The organism is Sediminivirga luteola (assembly GCF_014639315.1).
GTDB lineage: Bacteria > Actinomycetota > Actinomycetes > Actinomycetales > Brevibacteriaceae > Sediminivirga > Sediminivirga luteola.
Window position 1 is genome coordinate 81,842 of record NZ_BMFY01000013.1, and the last position, 18,773, is coordinate 100,614.

Annotated in this window: 16 protein-coding genes; 10 read left to right on the forward strand and 6 right to left on the reverse strand. The window is 69.4% G+C overall.

What is annotated here, in order from left to right:
- Positions 1 to 34 precede the first annotated feature (34 nt).
- Entirely contained in the window at positions 35 to 1,621 is a 1,587-nt protein-coding gene (locus tag IEW13_RS13635) for an NAD-dependent epimerase/dehydratase family protein (protein WP_188551478.1), read from the forward strand.
- Here the strand turns inward: IEW13_RS13635 and IEW13_RS13640 are convergent.
- From IEW13_RS13640 to IEW13_RS13655, 4 genes are all read right to left on the reverse strand, one after another.
- A complete protein-coding gene (locus tag IEW13_RS13640) occupies positions 1,608 to 1,862 on the reverse strand; it encodes a DUF7218 family protein (protein WP_188551479.1) in 255 nt (84 codons plus the stop codon). The two genes, IEW13_RS13635 and IEW13_RS13640, sit on opposite strands and share 14 nt — an antisense overlap.
- 5 nt (positions 1,863 to 1,867) lie before the next feature.
- A complete protein-coding gene (locus IEW13_RS13645; RefSeq protein ID WP_188551480.1) occupies positions 1,868 to 2,746 on the reverse strand; it encodes an SDR family oxidoreductase in 879 nt (292 codons plus the stop codon).
- Positions 2,747 to 3,009: 263 nt separating this feature from the next.
- The gene (locus tag IEW13_RS13650; protein ID WP_188551481.1) at positions 3,010 to 5,427 is read right to left on the reverse strand and encodes an ATP-binding cassette domain-containing protein; all 2,418 of its coding nucleotides are present in this window, start codon (positions 5,425 to 5,427) and stop codon (positions 3,010 to 3,012) included.
- Between the two features lie 53 nt (positions 5,428 to 5,480).
- Entirely contained in the window at positions 5,481 to 5,981 is a 501-nt protein-coding gene (locus tag IEW13_RS13655; RefSeq protein WP_229745171.1) for a DedA family protein, read from the reverse strand.
- Between the two features lie 171 nt (positions 5,982 to 6,152).
- Between IEW13_RS13655 and IEW13_RS13660 the strand changes: the two genes are divergently transcribed.
- The 5 genes from IEW13_RS13660 (at position 6,153) to sucB (ending at position 12,510) form a co-directional block, all read left to right on the forward strand.
- Positions 6,153 to 6,899: a glycerophosphodiester phosphodiesterase family protein gene (locus IEW13_RS13660; protein WP_188551482.1), complete on the forward strand. Its 747-nt coding sequence runs from the start codon at positions 6,153 to 6,155 to the stop codon at positions 6,897 to 6,899.
- A 186-nt stretch (positions 6,900 to 7,085) separates the two neighbouring features.
- Entirely contained in the window at positions 7,086 to 7,424 is a 339-nt protein-coding gene (locus tag IEW13_RS13665; RefSeq protein WP_188551483.1) for an RNA polymerase-binding protein RbpA, read from the forward strand.
- A gap of 74 nt (positions 7,425 to 7,498) precedes the next feature.
- A complete protein-coding gene (locus tag IEW13_RS13670; RefSeq protein ID WP_188551484.1) occupies positions 7,499 to 9,085 on the forward strand; it encodes a leucyl aminopeptidase in 1,587 nt (528 codons plus the stop codon).
- 145 nt (positions 9,086 to 9,230) lie between these two features.
- Positions 9,231 to 10,625: a dihydrolipoyl dehydrogenase gene (lpdA, locus tag IEW13_RS13675; RefSeq protein WP_188551485.1), complete on the forward strand. Its 1,395-nt coding sequence runs from the start codon at positions 9,231 to 9,233 to the stop codon at positions 10,623 to 10,625.
- A gap of 19 nt (positions 10,626 to 10,644) precedes the next feature.
- On the forward strand, positions 10,645 to 12,510 hold the full coding sequence (gene sucB / locus IEW13_RS13680) for a 2-oxoglutarate dehydrogenase, E2 component, dihydrolipoamide succinyltransferase (protein WP_188551486.1): 1,866 nt from the start codon (positions 10,645 to 10,647) through the stop codon (positions 12,508 to 12,510).
- Between the two features lie 22 nt (positions 12,511 to 12,532).
- Here sucB and IEW13_RS13685 read toward each other — a convergent pair whose 3' ends face one another.
- Positions 12,533 to 13,954 carry a hypothetical protein gene (locus tag IEW13_RS13685; RefSeq protein ID WP_188551487.1) on the reverse strand — a complete coding sequence of 474 codons (1,422 nt, stop codon included), beginning with the start codon at positions 13,952 to 13,954 and terminating at the stop codon, positions 12,533 to 12,535.
- A gap of 147 nt (positions 13,955 to 14,101) precedes the next feature.
- Between IEW13_RS13685 and lipB the strand changes: the two genes are divergently transcribed.
- The 3 genes from lipB to IEW13_RS13700 all read left to right on the forward strand — a co-directional run bounded on the left by lipB (position 14,102) and on the right by IEW13_RS13700 (position 16,681).
- Entirely contained in the window at positions 14,102 to 14,746 is a 645-nt protein-coding gene (gene lipB, locus IEW13_RS13690; RefSeq protein ID WP_188551488.1) for a lipoyl(octanoyl) transferase LipB, read from the forward strand.
- Positions 14,747 to 14,768: 22 nt separating this feature from the next.
- Complete coding sequence (gene lipA / locus IEW13_RS13695; protein WP_188551489.1) at positions 14,769 to 15,782, forward strand: lipoyl synthase; 1,014 nt, start codon at positions 14,769 to 14,771, stop codon at positions 15,780 to 15,782.
- A 149-nt stretch (positions 15,783 to 15,931) separates the two neighbouring features.
- Positions 15,932 to 16,681: a DUF4191 domain-containing protein gene (locus IEW13_RS13700; protein ID WP_188551490.1), complete on the forward strand. Its 750-nt coding sequence runs from the start codon at positions 15,932 to 15,934 to the stop codon at positions 16,679 to 16,681.
- 16 nt (positions 16,682 to 16,697) lie between these two features.
- Here IEW13_RS13700 and IEW13_RS13705 read toward each other — a convergent pair whose 3' ends face one another.
- Positions 16,698 to 17,141, reverse strand: a complete 444-nt coding sequence (locus IEW13_RS13705; protein WP_188551491.1) for an RDD family protein — start codon at positions 17,139 to 17,141, stop codon at positions 16,698 to 16,700.
- A gap of 164 nt (positions 17,142 to 17,305) precedes the next feature.
- Here IEW13_RS13705 and glnA point away from each other — a divergent pair, with 164 nt between their 5' ends.
- Positions 17,306 to 18,730 carry a type I glutamate--ammonia ligase gene (gene glnA / locus IEW13_RS13710; protein ID WP_229745172.1) on the forward strand — a complete coding sequence of 475 codons (1,425 nt, stop codon included), beginning with the start codon at positions 17,306 to 17,308 and terminating at the stop codon, positions 18,728 to 18,730.
- Positions 18,731 to 18,773: the final 43 nt, after the last annotated feature.

Sequence of the window (18,773 nt, forward strand, 5' to 3'; positions counted from 1 at the left end):
AACAACGGATCGTCGTCTCGAGGAGGAGCTGGTCATGCGCGTGGCAGTCGTGGGCGCCACCGGGAACGCGGGCACCGCGGTCCTGAGGGAACTCGCCCGGAGAGAAGAGATCGATTCCGTCGTGGGCATCGCCAGGCGGTTGCCGGACGGCGACGCCGAGCCGTTCGCCGGCTGCGAATGGCGCTCGCTGGACATCGCCGGGGAGGACGCGGCGGAAGGACTCGAAGAGGCCTTCCGCGGTGCGGACGCTGTCATTCACCTGGCCTGGCTGATCCAGCCGGGCAGCAAGCGCGAGCTGCTGCGGCAGGTGAACGTGACCGGCACCGCGAGAGTGCTGGCCGCGGCCGCGCGGGCCGGCGTGAAGCACATCGCTGTGGCCTCGTCGGTGGGTGCGTATTCGCCGGTCGACGATGACCGGCCGCGGGACGAGACCTGGCCGACCATGGGAGTGCCCGGCTCGCACTACAGCGAGGACAAGGCCGCCCAGGAACGGGTGATGGACGAGTTCGAGGCGAAGCATCCCGGCGTCTGCCTGGCCCGGATCCGGCCCGGGCTCGTGTTCCAGGGCAGCGCGGGTTCACAGATCCAGCGTTACTTCGCCGGGGTGCTGGCGCCAGTGCAGCTGCTGAAGCACGTGCGCCCGCCGGTGCTGCCGCTGCCGAAGGGGGTCCGGGCCCAGGCCGTGCACAGCGACGATGTCGCCCGCGCCTACGTCGAGGCCATCGTGCGCGGAGCCCACGGGGCCTACAACGTCTGCGCCGATGATGTGCTCGATGCCGCTGCCATCGCCCGCATCGTCGGCCGCGGCCGGCTGCTGCCCCTGCCGGCCCGTCCGCTGGTCCCGCTCATCAAAGCGGCCAACCGGGCACATCTCCTCCCGATGGACGAGGGCTGGCTGAGGATGGCGTTGCGGGTGCCGCTGCTGGACAACTCCAAGGCGAAGCGCGACCTCGGCTGGCGGCCGAGGACGACCGCCGCGCAGGCGCTGGAGGAGCTGATCGAAGGCATGAGCACGGGGGAGGGGACCGCCTCGGTGCCGATGCGTCCCCGCCGCGCGGCCGTCGCCGAGTCCGCGCTACTGCCGGCTGAGGGGCACCGGATCCCGGACGAGATCGACGGGGTGCTGCTGCGGCAGTACATCGCCGACCATCTTTCGGGCGCGACGGCGGGGCTGAGCCGTATCAGCATGATGGCGAGCGTCTACGTCGACACACCGGTCTTTGCGCAGCTCTCGGCCGTGGCTGAGGACGTCCGGCAGGAGCACGCCTTCCTGCAGGAACTCATGAAGCGGCAGGGCTTCCCCAGGCCGGCGGCGGCGCCGGCGTTCTGGGCGGGGGAGCGGCTGGCACGGCTGAAACCGTACAGCCGCCCGATGAAGCGTTCGCCCTCTGGCCTGGTGCTGAACACCGAACTGATGCTGGCGGCGGTGACCGCCAAGCTGCACGGATGGCTGGTGCTGCGCGAGCACGCGACCGAGCTGGGAGTCCCGGCGGCGGCGTTCGAGCGCCTGATCGCGGACGCCGAGCGTCAGCTGTCCCAGCTGGGCGCGGTGCACGAACACGCTCGCGAGATGGCGTTCCGCCGCCACCGGGAGACGTTCCGCCCGGTCAGTGATTCCTGAGCGCGTCGATCAACTCGTCCTTCTTCATATCGGAGTAGCCGTCGATGCCGAGCTGCTTGGCGCGGTCGCGTAGCTCGTCCACCGTGCGATCCTCGTAGTTCTCGGCGTGCCCGCCTTTCTCACCCTGTTTCTCGCGGCCTTCCTTCGCCGCGGAGTTGGCGATCCGCGCGGCCTTCTCCTTGGAGTTGCCCTCCTCGCGCAGCCGCTCGTACAGTTCCTCGTCCTTGACTGAGCGTGCCATGGTTCTCAGAACCCCTTTCCGCCGGTCACCGGGATCACGGAACCGGACACATAGGATGCTTCCTCGCTGGCCAGATAGACATAGGCGCCGGCGAGTTCTGCCGGCTGACCGGGCCGGCCCAGGGGAGTGTCCTGGCCGAACTGCTGCACGAACTCGTCTGGGAAGTCGGTGGCCGGGATGAGCGGCGTCCAGATCGGACCCGGCGCCACCGCATTGACCCGGATGCCCTTCGGCCCGAGTTCCTGCGCGAGTGCCTCCGTGAACGCCTTCTGCGCCGCCTTCGTCATGGCGTAGTCGAACAGCGGGGGACTCGGCTGCGAGGCCTGGATGGAGGTGGTCGTGATGATGGAGGAGCCGGGCTTCATATGCGGGACGGCCTCGCGCGTGATGATGATGTGCGCGATGAGGTTCGTCTCGAAAACCCGGCGGATCTCCTCGGTGGGCACCGTGTCGATGCCTTCGCGGGCGCGCTGGTAGGCGGCGTTGAGGATGAGGACGTCGAGTCCGCCGAGGTCCTCGACCGCCTGGCGCACGACCTCGGCGGCGGTCTCGTCGTCGCGGATGTCCACGGCGTAGTGCGTGCACGTCCGGCCGGCGTCGCGCACCAGTGACGCGGTCGCCTCGGCGTCCTGCGCCTCCTCGGGGAGATGGACGAACGCGATGTCGGCGCCCTCGCGTGCGAAGGCCAGCGCCACCGCGCGTCCGATGCCGGAGTCACCGCCGGTGATGAACGCCTTCTTGCCGCTCAGCCGGTTCCGTCCGGTCCAGCTGTCCTCACCGTGATCAGGGACCGGGGTGGTTTCGGTGGTCAGCCCAGGCTGGTCCTGCACCTGGGCCGGGAAGTCGTCGTCGTGATGCTTGGTCCGTGGATCCTGCGTACTCACTGGCCGCCTCCTTCTTCGAGGAACTCCGGCGCGAGCGGCGCCCGCGCCGTCGTGTTCCTCACGCTATCGCCGCATGCGCTGGACGTTCAATGGGCACCGGGGTACTCGTGCGTGGGAATCGGGTGCGGGGATCGGTCACGGTGTTCTAGTTAACATAATGCACATTATCGGCGGTTGCGGACCGGAGAGAATTAGCCCGCCCGGATCGGCGGATCTCGAGTGTTCAGCGGGTATCGAGTGGCGGCGGGCGTGCCGGGTCCGGCTCAGCGGCCGACGTAATCGGCCAGGTGCTGGCCGGTGAGCGTGGTGCGGGCCGCGATCAGATCGGCGGGCGTGCCTTCGAAGACGATGCGGCCACCGTCGTGACCCGCTCCGGGACCCAGGTCGATGATCCAGTCGGCGTGCGCCATGACCGCCTGATGGTGCTCGATCACGAGCACCGAGGTGCCGTCGCCGACGAGCCGGTCCAGCAGCGCCAGCAGTTGTGCGACATCGGCCAGATGCAATCCGGTGGTCGGCTCGTCCAGCACGATGATCCCGGCATCGGCGCCCATATGCGTGGCCAGCTTCAGGCGCTGCCGCTCACCGCCGGACAGCGTGTTGAGCGCCTGACCCAGCCGCAGGTAGCCCAGGCCCACGTCCGCCAGGCGCCGCAGGATGGCGTGCGCGGCGGTGAGCTTCACGCCTTCTCCTCCGGACGAATTGCCGCTGAAGAACTCCTCCGCCTCGGCCACCGACATGGCCAGCACCTCGGCGATGTTCTTCCCGCCGAGGGTGTACTCCAGCACCTCCGCCTGGAACCGGCGGCCCTCGCACTCCTCGCAGGTGGTCGAGACCGAGGCCATCACGCCCAGGTCCGTCACGATCACGCCGGCGCCGTTGCACACCGGGCACGCACCCTCGGAGTTGGCGCTGAACAGTGCCGGTTTGACGCCGTTCGCCTTGGCGAACGCCTTGCGGACCGGCTCGAGCAGACCGGTGTAGGTCGCGGGGTTGCTCCGCCGGGAGCCCTTGATCGGCGCCTGGTCGACGAACACCGTCTCCACCCCGGCCGACCTGGCCGCCTGCGGCAGCGCGCTCTGGATGAGCGAGCTCTTGCCTGAACCCGCCACCCCGGTCACCGCGACCAGGACCCCGAGCGGGACATCGACGTCGACATCGCGCAGATTGTGCGCCCCGGCACCGCGGATCGCCACTTTCCCCGCCGGCGACCGGACCGCGTCCTTGACCGCGGCCCGGTCGTCCAGATGGCGTCCGGTGAGGGTGCCACTCCCCCGCAATCCTTCGACCGTGCCCTGGTAGACGATCTCACCGCCGTCGGTACCGGCGCCGGGACCGATGTCCACGACATGATCGGCGATGGCGATGCTCTCCGGCTTGTGCTCGACGACCAGCACCGTGTTGCCCTTGTCCCGCAGGCGCAGGAGCAGGGCGTTCATCCGCTGGACGTCGTGCGGGTGCAGACCGATCGTCGGCTCGTCGAAGACATAGGTCACATCTGTCAGGGAAGAGCCCAGATGCCGGATCATCTTCACCCGCTGGGCCTCGCCGCCGGAAAGCGTGCCGGAAGACCGGTCCAGGCTCAGATAACCGAGGCCGATCTCCACGAAATGGCGCAGCGTCTCCGCCAGCGCGTTCAGCAGCGGCGCGACGCCTTCCAGACGCAGCCCGGAGATCCAGCCGGCCAGATCGCTGATCTGCATGGCGCAGAGGTCCGCGATGCTCTTGCCGTCGATGGTGGACGAACGCGCGGCCCGGTTCAGCCGGGTGCCGCCGCAGTCGGGGCAGCTGGTGAAGGTCACCGCCCGCTCCACGAAGGCGCGGATGTGCGGCTGCATCGACTCCTTGTCTTTAGAGAGCATCGACTTCTGGATCTGCGGGACGAGCCCCTGGTAGGTCATGTTCACGTTGTCGATCTTCACCTTCGTCGCCTCCCGGTAGAGGAAGTCGTGACGCTCGGTCTCAGTGAAGTCCTGCACCGGCTTGTCGGGGTCGAAGAACCCGGTCGAGGCGAAGAACTTCACCGACCAGCCCCCGGCCTTGTACCCGGGGACCATGATGGCGCCCTCGTTGATCGATTTGCTCTCGTCGACGATCTGGCTGATGTCCAGATCGTTCACCACGCCCATCCCCTCGCAGCGTGGGCACATGCCGCCGAGGACGGTGAACTCCTTGCGCTCCGGCCGGGACCCGGCCGAGGCCTTCTCCACCGTCAGGGCGCCCTTGCCCGTGGCGGTGGCGATGTTGAAGGAGTAGGCGTTGGGAGAACCGAGGCTGGGCTCGGCGCAGCGGCTGAACAGGATGCGCAGCATCGCGTTCACATCCGTCACGGTGCCCACGGTGGAGCGGGAGTTCGCGCCGATCCGCTCCTGGTCGACGATGATCGCGGTGGTCAGGCCGTCCAGCACGTCCACGTCCGGCCGGTCCATAGACGGCATGAACCCCTGCAGGAACGCCGGATAGGTCTCGTTGATCATGCGCTGCGACTCGGCGGCGATGGTGCCGAATACCAGCGAGCTCTTCCCCGAGCCCGAGACGCCGGTGAAGACCGTCAGCCGGCGCTTGGGGATCTCAATGCTGATGTCCTTGAGATTGTTCTCCCGCGCGCCCTGCACGCGGATCGCATCGTGACTGTCGGCCGGATGCAGTGTGGCCGGGTACCGCGTGGAAGACTCGCTCATGGCAGCATCCTATGCGTGCGCGCGCATGCCGACGGCGGACTGCGGTCCTGAGTTCAGTCCCCGGCCGGCTGGGAGGCGCGGCGCCTGCGCCGCGAACGGATCAGCAGCGCGACGGCGGCCAGGAGCACCACCAGCACGGCGACGCCCCACGGCGAGCCCGCGGCCGCGCCGACCACGGCCAGGAACGCCGCCAGGCCGATCGTGGCATAGATGAACGCCCAGGCGACGCAGCCGGGAATCATCACCAGCGTGTACACCGGCCAGGGCATCCGGATGACGCCGGCGGAGAGGTTGATGACGGTCTGGAAGCCGATGGTCAGGAAGCTGAACGGCACCGCGGCCGGGCCCCACCTCCGGAGGAAGGAGATGCCGCGGTCCAGCCTGCCTTCCTCGAACCGGCGGGCGACTCCGGCCCGGGCGGTGCCGGCCGCGATGGCACGGCCCAGCCAGTACGTGCCCTGCGCGCGCAGCAGGACGATCCCGAAGAGGATCGCCACCGCGGCGGCGAAGGGAAAGTCCTGAAGGCCGTAGGCGGCCAGGCCGTCGGAGTTCACGGGGACGAGTCTACCGGGCAGGCAAGGCAAGCCTTAAGCAGCCTGGCGCGAGAAAGCATGGGGCGCGAAGAACGCGGGAATAAGGCCGCTCCGGGGCGGCTTGATACGGATGTACCCCGTTCTCGGCCCTCCCCTGGCCGCCGCTGAACGCCCCTGCCGCAAGGAGCATGCATGTCACCTCTCGTGCTGGCGCATCGCGGCGGCGCCAAGATGCTGTACAACCTCAAACTGGAGAACACGATCTCCGCGTTCGAGCGCGCCGTCGCACTCGGCTGCAGCTGGATCGAGACCGATGTGCGCGCCTCGAAGGACGGAGTCGTCTACGTCATCCACGATGAAGACCTGCGCCGGCTCGCCGGGGCGCACTACCGCATCGAGGACACCGACTCCTCGGTGCTGGACCGGGTGCGCATCGGCGGACGGGAGCCGATGCCCCGGCTGAGCGAGGTGCTACGGCGGTTCAGCGGCGTCAACTTCAACATCGACATCAAATCCGACCAGGCGGTGGCGCCGCTCATCCGGCTGCTGCGCTCGGCCGGGCACGGCGCGCAGATCCGGCTGGCATCCTTCGACACGGACCGCCTGGTGCGCGTGCGCGAGGCGCTTCCCGGCGCCCGGACCTCGATCTCCCGGAACGAGCTGGCCCGGCTGCTGGTCCTGGGCGCGGCGCCTGCCAGCATGCGGTACCCGAACATCGACGCCGCCCAGATCCCGCTGCACTGGCATGGTGTGCCGATCGCCACCCGCGCCGTGATCGGCAAGCTCCACCGGATGGACCTCGCGGTGCACGTGTGGACCGTGGACGAGGAGCCTCAGATGCGGCGGCTGATCGCCCTCGGCGTCGACGGCCTGGTCACCGGCCGGCCCGATCTCGCGATGAAGGTCATCGCGCAGGCCGCTCACTCCGGCCGCCGCTGAACCGTCGCCGCGGCTGCGGTAAGCTGTTGGGCTGGTGCCGTGGACCAGCTGGCCGGGCGGGAATAGCCGCCGGCACGGACCGCGTTCTTCACGTACGAAGCGCGCTGGCACCACTGGCCTGCGCGCCGCAGCACATCCGCCGCAGATACGCCAGACACGTCGAGAACGAGGAGAGCACGACCGAAGATGAGCGAACGCAGCCTGAGGGGAACCCAGCTGGGTTCACGCAGCCTCGAATCCGATGCCGGCGTCGAGCCGGCTCCGCGCCAGGTGGTGGAGTACGTCTGCGAGGACGGGCACACCTTCTCCGTGCCGTTCTCGGTCGAAGCCGATGTCCCGCAGACGTGGGACTCCGGCAAGCACGGCATCGGCGTTCTCAAGGGCAGCAAGAACCCCGACGAGGAGCCCGAGAAACCGGCCCGCACGCACTGGGACATGCTGCTTGAGCGCAGGTCCCTGGAGGAGCTGCAGGTGCTCCTCGACGAACGGCTGGAAGTCCTCCGCAGCTCCCGGCCCAGCGCATGACATCCGCGCCCGCCGGCGCCCTGGTGGCCCGGCGGGCGCTTTCGCATCCCGTGACGAGAAAGGCGGCTTCGCATATGTCCTCCCACTCCCCCAGCATCGACCTCTCCACTCAGACCCCCGGCCAGGTGTCCGGGGGTGTGCTCGTCCTGGCCGTCGGCACTGCCGGTCGCGGAGGCAAGGACGCCTCCGCGCTCGTGGTGCACGGCACCGGGACAGGCACGCTGCCGAAGAAGGCGGAGTCGCGGATCCTGGCGGCCGCCGAGGCGGTCGGCTTCACGGGAGGCGCCGAGGAGTTCGCCCGCATTCCGGCGGTGGACGGGCTCAAAGCGCCCTCACTGGCCCTCGTCGGCGTCGGCTCCCTGGATCCGGCGGATCTCACCGGCCAGGAGCCGCACCGCGCGCTGGAGAGCCTGCGCCGTGCCGCCGGGCGCGTGCTGCGGGGCCTGAACGGGAAGAACGGCGGCGCGCACGTCGTGCTGGGGCTCCCGGCGCCCACCCCGGCGGCGCTCACCGCCCTCGCCGAGGGCGCCTGGCTCGGCGCTTACGCCTTCACCCGGCACAAGGCCTCCGAGCTCTCCTCCCCCGCCGTTCCCGCCGAGCGGGTCGAGATCCTCGCCGCCAAGCGGAGCAGCGAGAACAAGAAGGCCCTCGCCAGGGCCGCCTCGGTGGCCGCCGCGGTCAACCGCGCCCGCGACCTGGTGAACGAGTCCCCGAACCACCTCTACCCCGAGCTCTTCGCCCAGGAGGTCAAGGCGCAGGGCAGCGACCACAAGGTGAAGGTCACCGTCTACGACGACGCCTACCTGCGCAAGAACGGTTTCGGCGGCCTCATCGGCGTCGGCCAGGGCTCCGCCCGGCCGCCCCGGCTGGTCAAGGTGGAGTACAGCGGCGGGGCCCGCCGCGCCAAGCACCTGGCGATCGTCGGCAAGGGCATCACCTTCGATTCCGGCGGCATCTCGCTCAAGCCCGCGGCCGGCATGGAGGACATGAAATCGGATATGGCCGGTGCCGCGGCAGCTGTCCAGGCGGTCTTCGCCATCGCGGACCTCGGACTGCCGGTCAAGGCCACCGCCTGGCTCGCCCTGGCGGAGAACATGCCCTCCGGTGCGGCGCAGCGGCCCTCCGACATCATCTCGATCTACGGCGGGCGCACGGTCGAGGTGCTCAACACCGACGCCGAGGGCCGCCTGGTCATGGCCGACGCCCTCGCCCTCGCCTCCGAGGACAAGCCCGATCTGCTCCTCGACGTCGCCACCCTGACCGGCGCTCAGGTGATCGCCCTGGGCAACCGCGTCAGCGCCGTGATGGGCGCCGATGCCGCCCGGGAGGCGGTCGTGGCCGCCGCCGAGCGGGCCGGTGAGCAGGTGTGGCCCATGCCGCTGCCGGAGGAGCTGCTGCCGACGCTGAAGTCCCAGGCCGCGGATCTGGCGAATGTGGGCAAGCGCCCGGCCGGGATGCTCTCCGCCGGGGTCTTCCTGCAGCAGTTCGTCGGCGACAAGGACGGCAAGCAGACCAACGACGACGACGCCCGGATCGACTGGGCGCACATCGACATCGCCGGACCGGCCTACAACGGCGAGTCCGCGTGGGGGTACACCGTGCCCAAGGGCACCGGTGTCGCGGTGCGCACGCTGGTGGCGGTCGCCGAGCATCTGGCGTGACGCTGATCTCGCGGTTCCCGGCGCCCCGCATGCTTAAAGATTGCCGTAAAGGTGCAAAGATAGGCACAAGTGAAGTACACGGCCGGCTGTCCCCGGACTTCCCTGGGACGCGGCGGGAGAATCGGATCAACGCAAGGAGCGATCTGTGAGTTCTGGAGACAATCACTACGACCTCGTCGTCCTTGGCGGCGGCAGCGGCGGATACGCCGCGGCACTGCGGGCCAGCGAGCTCGGCAAGTCCGTGGCGCTGATCGAGAAGGACAAGCTGGGCGGCACCTGCCTGCACCGCGGCTGCATCCCCACCAAGACGCTCCTGCATGCGGCCGAGGTGGCCGATGACACCAGATCCGCCGCCCATGTGGGTGTGAAGGCGACCTTCGAGGGCATCGACATCGGCGCGGTCAACGAGTTCAAGGACCAGGTGATCCAGCGCAACTACAAGGGCCTGCAGGGCCTGGTCAAGGCCCGCGGCGTGGAGTTCATCGCGGGAACCGGCAAGCTCGCCGGCAAGGACGCCGTCGAGGTGGAGACCGAGGACGGCACCCGGCGCGTGACCGGCGACGCGCTCGTGCTGGCGACCGGTTCCTACTCCCGCACCCTGCCCGGCCTGGAGATCGGCGGCCGCGTGATCACCTCCGAGCACGCCCTCGGCCTGGACCACCTCCCCAAGAGCGTGGTCATCCTGGGCGGCGGCGTCATCGGCGTCGAATTCGCCAGCGTCTGGGCCTCCTTCGGGGTCGAGGTGACCATCGTCGAGGCACTGCCGAGCCTGGTGCCGAACGAGGACGCCGCCATCTCCAAGGCGCTGGAGCGGCAGTTCCGGCGCCGGAAGATCGGCTTCAGCACCGGCGTGCGGTTCTCCGGCGTGGAGCAGGACGACGACGGCGTGAAAGTCTCCCTCGAGGACGGCAAGACCTTCGAGGCGGAGTACCTGCTCGTGGCCGTCGGCCGCGGTCCGGTGACCGAGGGCCTGGGCTACGAGGAGCAGGGCATCACGCTGGACCGCGGCTTCGTCATCACCAACGACCGGCTGCACACCGGCGTGGGCAACATCTACGCCGTGGGCGACATCGTCCCGGGCCTGCAGCTGGCTCACCGCGGTTTCGGCCAGGGCATCTTCGTGGCCGAGGAGATCGCGGGCCTGAACCCGGCTCCCATCGTGGAGTCCGGCATCCCGCGGGTCACCTACTGCAACCCGGAGATCATCTCCGTCGGCCTGACCGAGAAGCAGGCCAAGGAGGAGCACGGCGAGGACGCAGTCGAGACGGTCGACTACAACCTGGGCGGCAACGGCAAGAGCGTCATCCTGGCGACGCAGGGCTTCGTGAAGCTGGTCCGCAAGAAGGACGGCCCGGTGCTGGGCGTGCACGCCATCGGCGCGCGGATCAGCGAGCAGGCCGGTGAGGCCCAGCTGATCGTGAACTGGGAGGCCTACCCCGAGGAGGTCGCCCAGCTCATCCACGCCCATCCGACGCAGAACGAGGCACTGGGCGAAGCCCACCTCGCCCTGTCCGGCAAGCCGCTGCACTTCCACTCCTAAGGACCGAAAGGCTTTCATCATGTCTAACGCCGTGCAGATGCCAGCCCTGGGTGAGAGCGTCACCGAGGGCACCGTGACCCGCTGGCTCAAGGACGTCGGCGACACGGTGGAGGTGGACGAACCCCTGCTGGAGGTCTCCACCGACAAGGTCGACACCGAGATCCCCTCCCCGGTCGCCGGCACCCTGCTGAAGAAGCTGGCCGACGAGGACGACGTCGTCGAGGTCGGCGGTGACCTGGCCCTCGTCGGCGAGGCCGGGGAGGACGACGGTGACGATTCCGGCGATGCCTCCGCCGCCGATGACGAGGCTCCCGCCGAGGACGAGAACGAGGCCGCTGCCGAGCAGCAGCCGGAAGAGGCCGAAGCGCCTGCCGAGGAGCAGGCCGAGCAGCAGCCGGAGAAGCCCACCGCGGACACGCAGGGTGAGAGCGGCACCGGCGAGGGCACCGAGATCACCATGCCGGCCCTGGGCGAGAGCGTCACCGAGGGCACCGTGACCCGCTGGCTCAAAGACGTCGGTGACGACGTCGAGGTGGACGAACCCCTGCTGGAGGTCTCCACCGACAAGGTCGACACCGAGATCCCCTCCCCGGTCGCCGGCACCCTGCTGAAGAAGCTCGCCGACGAGGACGACACCGTCGAGGTCGGCGGCGCGATCGCCGTCGTCGGCTCCGGTGCCCCGGCCGAGGACTCCGGTGCGGCCGAGGCCACCGAAGCCTCCGCGGCCGAACCCGCCGAGGGCCTCTCCCCCGCCGAAGAACCGCCGACCGGCGCTCCGGCCAAGGAGCCGGCTGAGCCGGAAGAGGATGAGGCGGAGCAGACCGGAGAGCCCGAGCAGGACGACGACGCGGAGCAGGCCGAGGCGACTCAGGACAGCGCGCCGGCGCAGGACGAGAGCCAGCAGCGCTCCCGCGCCGCCGCCGACGCCGTCAGCACGCAGTCGCCTTCGGCCTATGTGACGCCGCTGGTGCGCAAGCTCGCCAAGCAGGAGGGCGTGGACCTGTCCACCGTCACCGGCACCGGCGTGGGCGGGCGCATCCGCAAGCAGGACGTGCTCGCCGCCAAGGAAAGCCGCCCGGCCCAGGGCGGCACGCCTGCCGCGACCTCCTCGCCGGCGCCCTCGGAGCCGTACACCTTCGAGATCCCGGAGGAGGCCCAGAAGCTCCGCGGCACCACCCAGAAGGCCTCGCGCATCCGGCAGACCATCGCCAAGCGGATGAAGGAGTCGCTCGACGTCTCCGCCCAGCTGACGCAGGTCCCGGAGATCGACATGAGCGGGATCGTGAAGCTGCGCGCCAAGCACAAGGAGGCCTTCCAGGCCAAGCACGGTGTGAAGCTCACCTATCTGCCGTTCTTCGCCAAGGCCGTCTCCGAGGCGCTGCAGCAGCATCCGGCCGTGAACGCCTCCTACAACGCGGAGACGCAGGAGATCACCTACCACGACGCGGAGCACCTTGCCGTCGCGGTGGACACCCCGCGTGGCCTGCTGGTCCCGGTGATCCATAACACCGCCGGCATGAGCATCGCCGAGCTGGCCAAGCGGATCGACGACGTCGCCACCCGCACCCGCAACAACAAGATCGGCATCGACGAGCTCTCCGGCGGCACCTTCACGATCACCAACATCGGCAGCTTCGGCGCGCTGTTCGACACGCCGATCATCAACCAGCCGCAGGTGGCGATCCTGGGCACCGGCAGCATCGTCCGCCGGCCCGTCGTGGTGAAGACCCCGGAGGGCGAGGAGGCCATCGCCATCCGCGACATGGTCTACCTGCCGCTCACCTACGACCACCGCCTGGTGGACGGCGCCGATGCCGGCCGCTTCCTGTCCACCCTGAAGAAGCGGCTCGAAGGGGCACAGTTCGAGGCCGACCTCGACCTGTGAGGCGCACCATACGCACGGCACTCTAAGAAGGAGGGCCGGCGGGGCAGGCGGATCCGATCCGCTCCACCCGCCAGCCCTCCTTCTGCGTGTGTACGAGGTGGAATGCCAGTTCCTCGTCCGCGGCGCGCTGACTGCCGGTGAGGCCGTCCTGCCGGTAGCGGTACTCCCCTGTCCGGGCCCGGGCGCAGACCACCGCGGTGCGGTGCTCAGGCTGAAGGCCGCTCGCTGGCTGCGCGGCGGCGTCCCCGGTGCCCGCGGGAGCGAGACGAAGATCCTCCACGGAGATCTCCGGCGCGCTGATCAGCTCCAGATCGGCGAACCGCGACAGCAGCCTCGCGTCCTGCCGGTATGCCGGCGAACCCGGTACCGTGATCCGGTCCAGGAGCTCAGGCCGGCCCTCGTGGACCATGGTCTCCCGGAGCGCGGTCAGGTCCTGCAGAGCGCACAGCGGATCGCCGGCAGCTGCACCGGGCTCGCACTCCGGGGTCGCCTCCACCGCATCGGCGCCCGGCCGGAAGACTCCTGCCGCGGCCGTTCCGGCGCCCAGGATCAGGAGCACGGCCCCGGCCGCGATCATCCACCGAGAGCGCGAAGCGCCTCGCCCGTGGCGACGGCGGACTCGCCCGGGCCTGCGGGAATCACCGTCTCCGCTCGAACTACCCGGTTCGGCCGCGTCATCCGGATCATCCGGGCTCTCCGGCCCGAGGCGCCGGCGCAGCTGTGCCAGCACCGAGCCGGGAACGATCTGCGCCGTCATCTCCGCCGCTCGCTCGGTGCCCGGGACCGCCGGGAGGAGGACCAGCGGCTCCGCTGGGCCCAGCACGCCCAAGCGGGAGAGGATATCCTCCGCGGTGAGCGCTTCCGCGTCGAGAGCCGCCACCAGCTCCAGCAGCTGCGGACTGGTGCCGGGACGCAGTTCCCCGAGCGGCACGGCGGTGCGCATCCAGTCCCGGCCGGTGAGCATGCGGTAGAGCAGTGCCAGGCAGTCCCGTCCCACCGTTCCCGCGCCGGGGACGCTCGTGCCCGGCAGCAGCACCGGCTCCCCGGTGGCGCGGATGGCGGCCGTACGTGCGCTCAGCCGGGTGCCTCCGGCAGACGGCGCGGGAGCGGCGCAGATCGCACGCAGCAGCGCCGTCAGCACGGTCACGGCCTCCCCGGCCCGTACGGTGCCACGTGCCGCCAGGAACTCCTCCAGCCGGCCGGCTCCGCACTCCTCCAGCACGACGACGTCCGGGATCCCGCCGCGGTGCCGCGCCGGAACCGCGCAGTGGGGAACCTGCGCCCAGCGTCGCCAGGAGAACGACCGGGACCGCACCGCCCAGTGCAGCCGCCCGGGATCGGGCCCGGCGGCATCGGCGGCCCCGGCCATCACCCCGGGCACGCGGACGATGGCGAGATCGTCGTCGATCCAGCGCTCCAGTACCGGCGTCCCTCTGTCGTCCATGACCCTCTCCTCCCGTGTGGCCCCACCCTAGAGCGGCCCGGAAAGCGGCGGCCAGAGCCCGACGACGGCTGTGGATAACCGGAGGGTACGATGACGCGCATGTCATCCGGTGGCCGGGAGCCGCGACATCGGGAGTAGGGTGGGGCCATGACGTTCGAGACGACCGTGCTTGGCCTCGACCCGCACCTGGTGGACTACCTCGAAGGCCTCGAACATCAGCGCCGTGTCTTCGACGCCGTCAGCGCCGGCACGCGTCCCGACACGCTCCTGCTGCTGGAGCACGCCGCCGTCTATACGGCGGGCAAGCGGACCGAACCCCATGAGCGGCCGGCCGAGGGCGACGGCACCCCCGTGATCGACGTCGATCGCGGCGGCAAGATCACCTGGCATGGTCCCGGCCAGCTGGTCGGCTATCCCATCCGGCGGCTCGCAGATCCCAAGGACGTCAGGCTCTACGTGCATCAGCTCGAGGCCGCGCTGATCGAGGTCCTGGCGGACCTCGGCATCGAGTCCGGCCGGATCGAAGGACGTTCCGGTGTGTGGCTGGCCGGAGAAGGCGCCGCGCCGGCGCGCAAGGTCGGCGCCATCGGCATCCGCGTCCACGAGGGCGTCACGATGCACGGGTTCGCCCTCAACTGCAGCAACGAACTGGGCCCCTATGAGCGGATCGTCCCCTGCGGCATCGCCGACGCCGGGGTCACCACGATCTCCGCGGAGCTCGGACGCACGGTGACCCCCGCCGCGCTCGCAGCGCCGGTGGAAGCCGCGCTCAGGAAGCACGTCACGGCATGAGGAACCAATCGAGGAGGAGTCCATGGCGGTAGCGCCCGAAGGCCGGCGTCTGCTCAGGGTCGAGGCCCGCAACGCGCAGGTGCCGATCGAGGAGAAGCCGGACTGGATCAAGGCGAAGACCAAGATCGGCCCGGAGTACATCGACATCAAGAACCGGGTACGCCGCGGCGGGCTGAACACGGTCTGCGAGGAAGCCGGCTGCCCGAACATCTTCGAGTGCTGGGAGGACCGCGAGGCGACGTTCCTGATCGGCGGTTCCCAGTGCACGCGCCGCTGCGACTTCTGCCAGATCGACACCGGCAAACCGGCGGACTTCGACGCCGACGAGCCGCGGCGGGTCGCCGAGTCCGTCGCCCAGATGGGCCTGCGCTACTCCACCGTCACGGGAGTCGCCCGGGATGACCTCGCCGATGGCGGGGCCTGGCTCTACGCCGAGACGGTCCGGCAGATCCACGGGCTGGGCCAGGGCACCGGCGTGGAACTGCTGATCCCGGACTTCAACTCCGACGATGAGCAGCTGGCGGAGGTCTTCTCCTCCCGCCCGGAGGTGCTGGCGCACAATGTGGAGACCGTGCCGCGGATCTTCCGCCGCATCCGCCCCGCCTTCCGGTACGAGCGGTCCCTGGAGGTGCTCACGAAGGCCCGCGACGCCGGTCTCGTCACCAAGTCCAACCTCATCCTGGGCATGGGCGAGACCACTGATGAGGTGGTGGAGGCGATGCAGCAGCTGCACGACGCCGGCACCGACATCATCACCATCACCCAGTACCTCCGGCCCAGCCCGCGCCATCATCCGGTTGAGCGCTGGGTCAAGCCCGAGGAGTTCGTGAGCCTGAGTGAGGAAGCCGAGCGGATCGGGTTCCTGGGCGTCATGTCCGGCCCGCTCGTGCGTTCGTCCTACCGGGCCGGTCAGCTCTGGGCCAAGGCCATGAAGAAGCGCGGCGAGCAGATCCCGGAGCACCTGGCGCATCTGGACAAGGACGCGCCCGCGCGCCAGGAGGCCTCCTCCGTGGTCGCCTCGCTGCTGCGCGGCTGAGAGCACCTCCACGGCGGCGGACACCGCCGGGAGCCGCCGCGCACCGGCCGCGGCGTGAGGGACACTGCCCTCCTGCGTGCCGTACTACACTGGGGAGGGCGACTTTCGCGTGCGTCCGGCACGCGACCCACCGTAAAGAACCAAGGACAATGTCGAGCACCCAGACGCCAGAGCCAGAACAGAAGCGACGTCTCTTCTCCCGGAAGCCTAAGAAGGAGAAGACGGCGAAGAAGCCGAACCGCTTCAAGCAGATGTGGCAGGTCTTCCAGATGACGAGGCGGCAGAACCCCGCCTCGGCGTGGTGGATGCTGCTCGTGCTCGTCCTGGCCACGGCCGCCGGCGTGGGAATCGGCTTTGTCTGGGGCCACCCGATCCTGACCGGCATCTCCGGTCTGCTGCTGGGCGTCCTGCTGGCGATGATCCTGCTGGGGCGCTTCGCCCAGGCCGCGGCTTTCGAGCAGATCGAGGGTCAGCCCGGTGCCGTGGGCGCCGCGTTGAACTCGGCCCGCCGTACCTGGCTGATGGAGGACGAACCGGTCGCGATCGACCCGCGCACGCAGGACCTGATCTTCCGCGCCACGGGCCGCGGTGGCGTGGTCCTGGTCAGCGAGGCGCCGCCGCACCGCGCCGCCAAGCTCCTGGCCAAGGAGGCCAAGCGGGTCTCGCGGGTGCTGCCCACCGTGCCGGTGCATACGATCCAGGGTGGCAACGGCGAGGGCCAGGTGCCGCTCAAGCGGATCCCCAAGGAAGTCAACCGGATCAAGCCGGCGCTGAAGAAGGCCGAGGTGCTCGTGGTGCGCAAGCGCCTGGCCGCGCTGCAGCGCAGCCAGCTGCCGATCCCCAAGGGCGTCGATCCGATGAAGGCCCGCATCGACCGGAAGGCCATGCGCGGCCGCTGAGGCCTCGCCTCAGGGCTCAGCGAGTCCGCACCAGGACGGTGCCGGCGGCCATATCGTGGCCGCCGCGCCGGTCCGCATCCCATACGACGGCCGGCAGGACCAGGCACAGCAGGACGGTGCGCAGCGCAGCCCGCAGCGGGCCGGCCCAGTTGCCGTCCAGCCGGACCACGCGCATTCCCAGCAGCCGGTGGCCGGGCGTACCGCCGGTCGTGCCCACCAGGAGCAGATTCACCACGGCGAAGATGAGCAGCGGGCCCCAGATGTTCTGCGGCAGCAGCCAGGCGGCGATGAGCGAGCTGGCAGCCCAGTCGATCAGCAGCGCCACGATCCGGCGGCCCAGGCCCGCGATCGATCCCGGCCCGTTCTCGGGCCGGCCGAGCCGCTGTCCGGGGTAGTCCTGTGCCTGCGGACCGGGCTTGGGCCCCTCGAGCCACGAGCCGAGATCGTCTCTGGAGATCATGCGCTCCATTCTATCGCCGGCTACGCATCGAGCCCTGCCCATCCAGCCGCGCGTAACATGCCGGAAACATAAGCGTCACGGGCGGGAAACCCGCGGAACCTAGGATGGCGGTAGCCCGATGCGGCCTGGACGGTCCGCTAATCACCTGCACGCGAGGAGTGACCTTGTTCAACACAGCCGAAGAGCTCGTCGAATATCTGGAGAAGGAGGACGTCGCGTTCGTCGATGTCCGTTTCACCGATCTGCCGGGCGTCGTCCAGCACTTCAATGTGCCGTCGAGCTCCTACGGTCTCGACGAGATCAAGGAGGGACTGCTCTTCGACGGCTCGTCCATCCGCGGCTTCAAGGCGATCAACGAGTCCGATATGAAGCTGCTCGCCGATGTCTCCTCGGCGTTCATCGACCCGTTCCGCGCGCAGAAGACCCTCGTGGTCAACCACTCCATCGTCGATCCCTTCACCGACGAGGCCTACAGCCGCGATCCGCGCCAGGTGGCCGCGAAGGCGGAGGCCTACCTGAAGAGCACCGGCATCGCCGACACCGCGTTCTTCGGCGCCGAGGCCGAGTTCTACCTGTTCAACGACGTCCGCTTCCAGAACGAGCCGTACTCGAGCTTCTTCGCCGTGGACTCCGAGGAGGGTACCTGGAACACCTCCCGTCAGGAGGAGGGCGGCAACCTCGGCTACAAGACCCCCTACAAGGGCGGCTACTTCCCGGTGCCGCCGCAGGATCACTTCGCCGATGTGCGAGACGAGATCACCACGACCCTGGGTGCCGTCGGCATCAACGTCGAGCGCGCGCACCACGAGGTCGGCGGCGCGGGCCAGCAGGAGATCAACTACAAGTTCAACACCCTGCAGAAGGCCGGCGATGAGCTGCTCGCCTTCAAGTACGTGGTGAAGAACGTGGCCTGGCACAACGGCTACTCCGCGACCTTCATGCCCAAGCCGATCTTCGGCGACAACGGCTCCGGCATGCACTGCCACCAGTCGCTGTGGAAGGACGGCAAGCCGCTGTTCTTCGACGAGAACGGCTACGGCAGCCTGTCCGATCTGGCGCGCTGGTACATCGGCGGCCTGATCAAGCACGCCGGTTCGGTGCTGGCCTTCACCAACCCGACCATCAACTCCTACCGCCGCCTGGTCAAGGGCTACGAGGCCCCGGTCAACCTGGTGTACTCGGCGCGGAACCGCTCCGCGGCGATCCGCATCCCGGTGACCGGCTCCAATCCGAAGGCCAAGCGCCTGGAGTTCCGGGTGCCGGACCCCTCGGGCAACCCGTACCTGGCGTTCTCGGCGCAGCTGATGGCGGGCCTGGACGGCATCAAGAACCGGATCGAGCCGCCGGCGCCGGTGGACAAGGACCTCTACGAGCTGCCGCCGGAGGAGCTCGAGGGCATCGCGACCGTCCCGGACAGCCTGGACGAGGCGCTGAACGCGCTCGAAGCCGATCACGAGTTCCTCACCCAGGGCGATGTCTTCACCGAGGACCTGATCCAGGCCTGGATCGCCTACAAGCGCGAGAACGAGATCGAGGTCGCCAAGCTCCGTCCGACCCCGACCGAGTACGAGCTGTACTACGGCATCTGAGGTCTTAAGCGACCACAGTGAGCTCACCGTGAGGCTGTGAGCG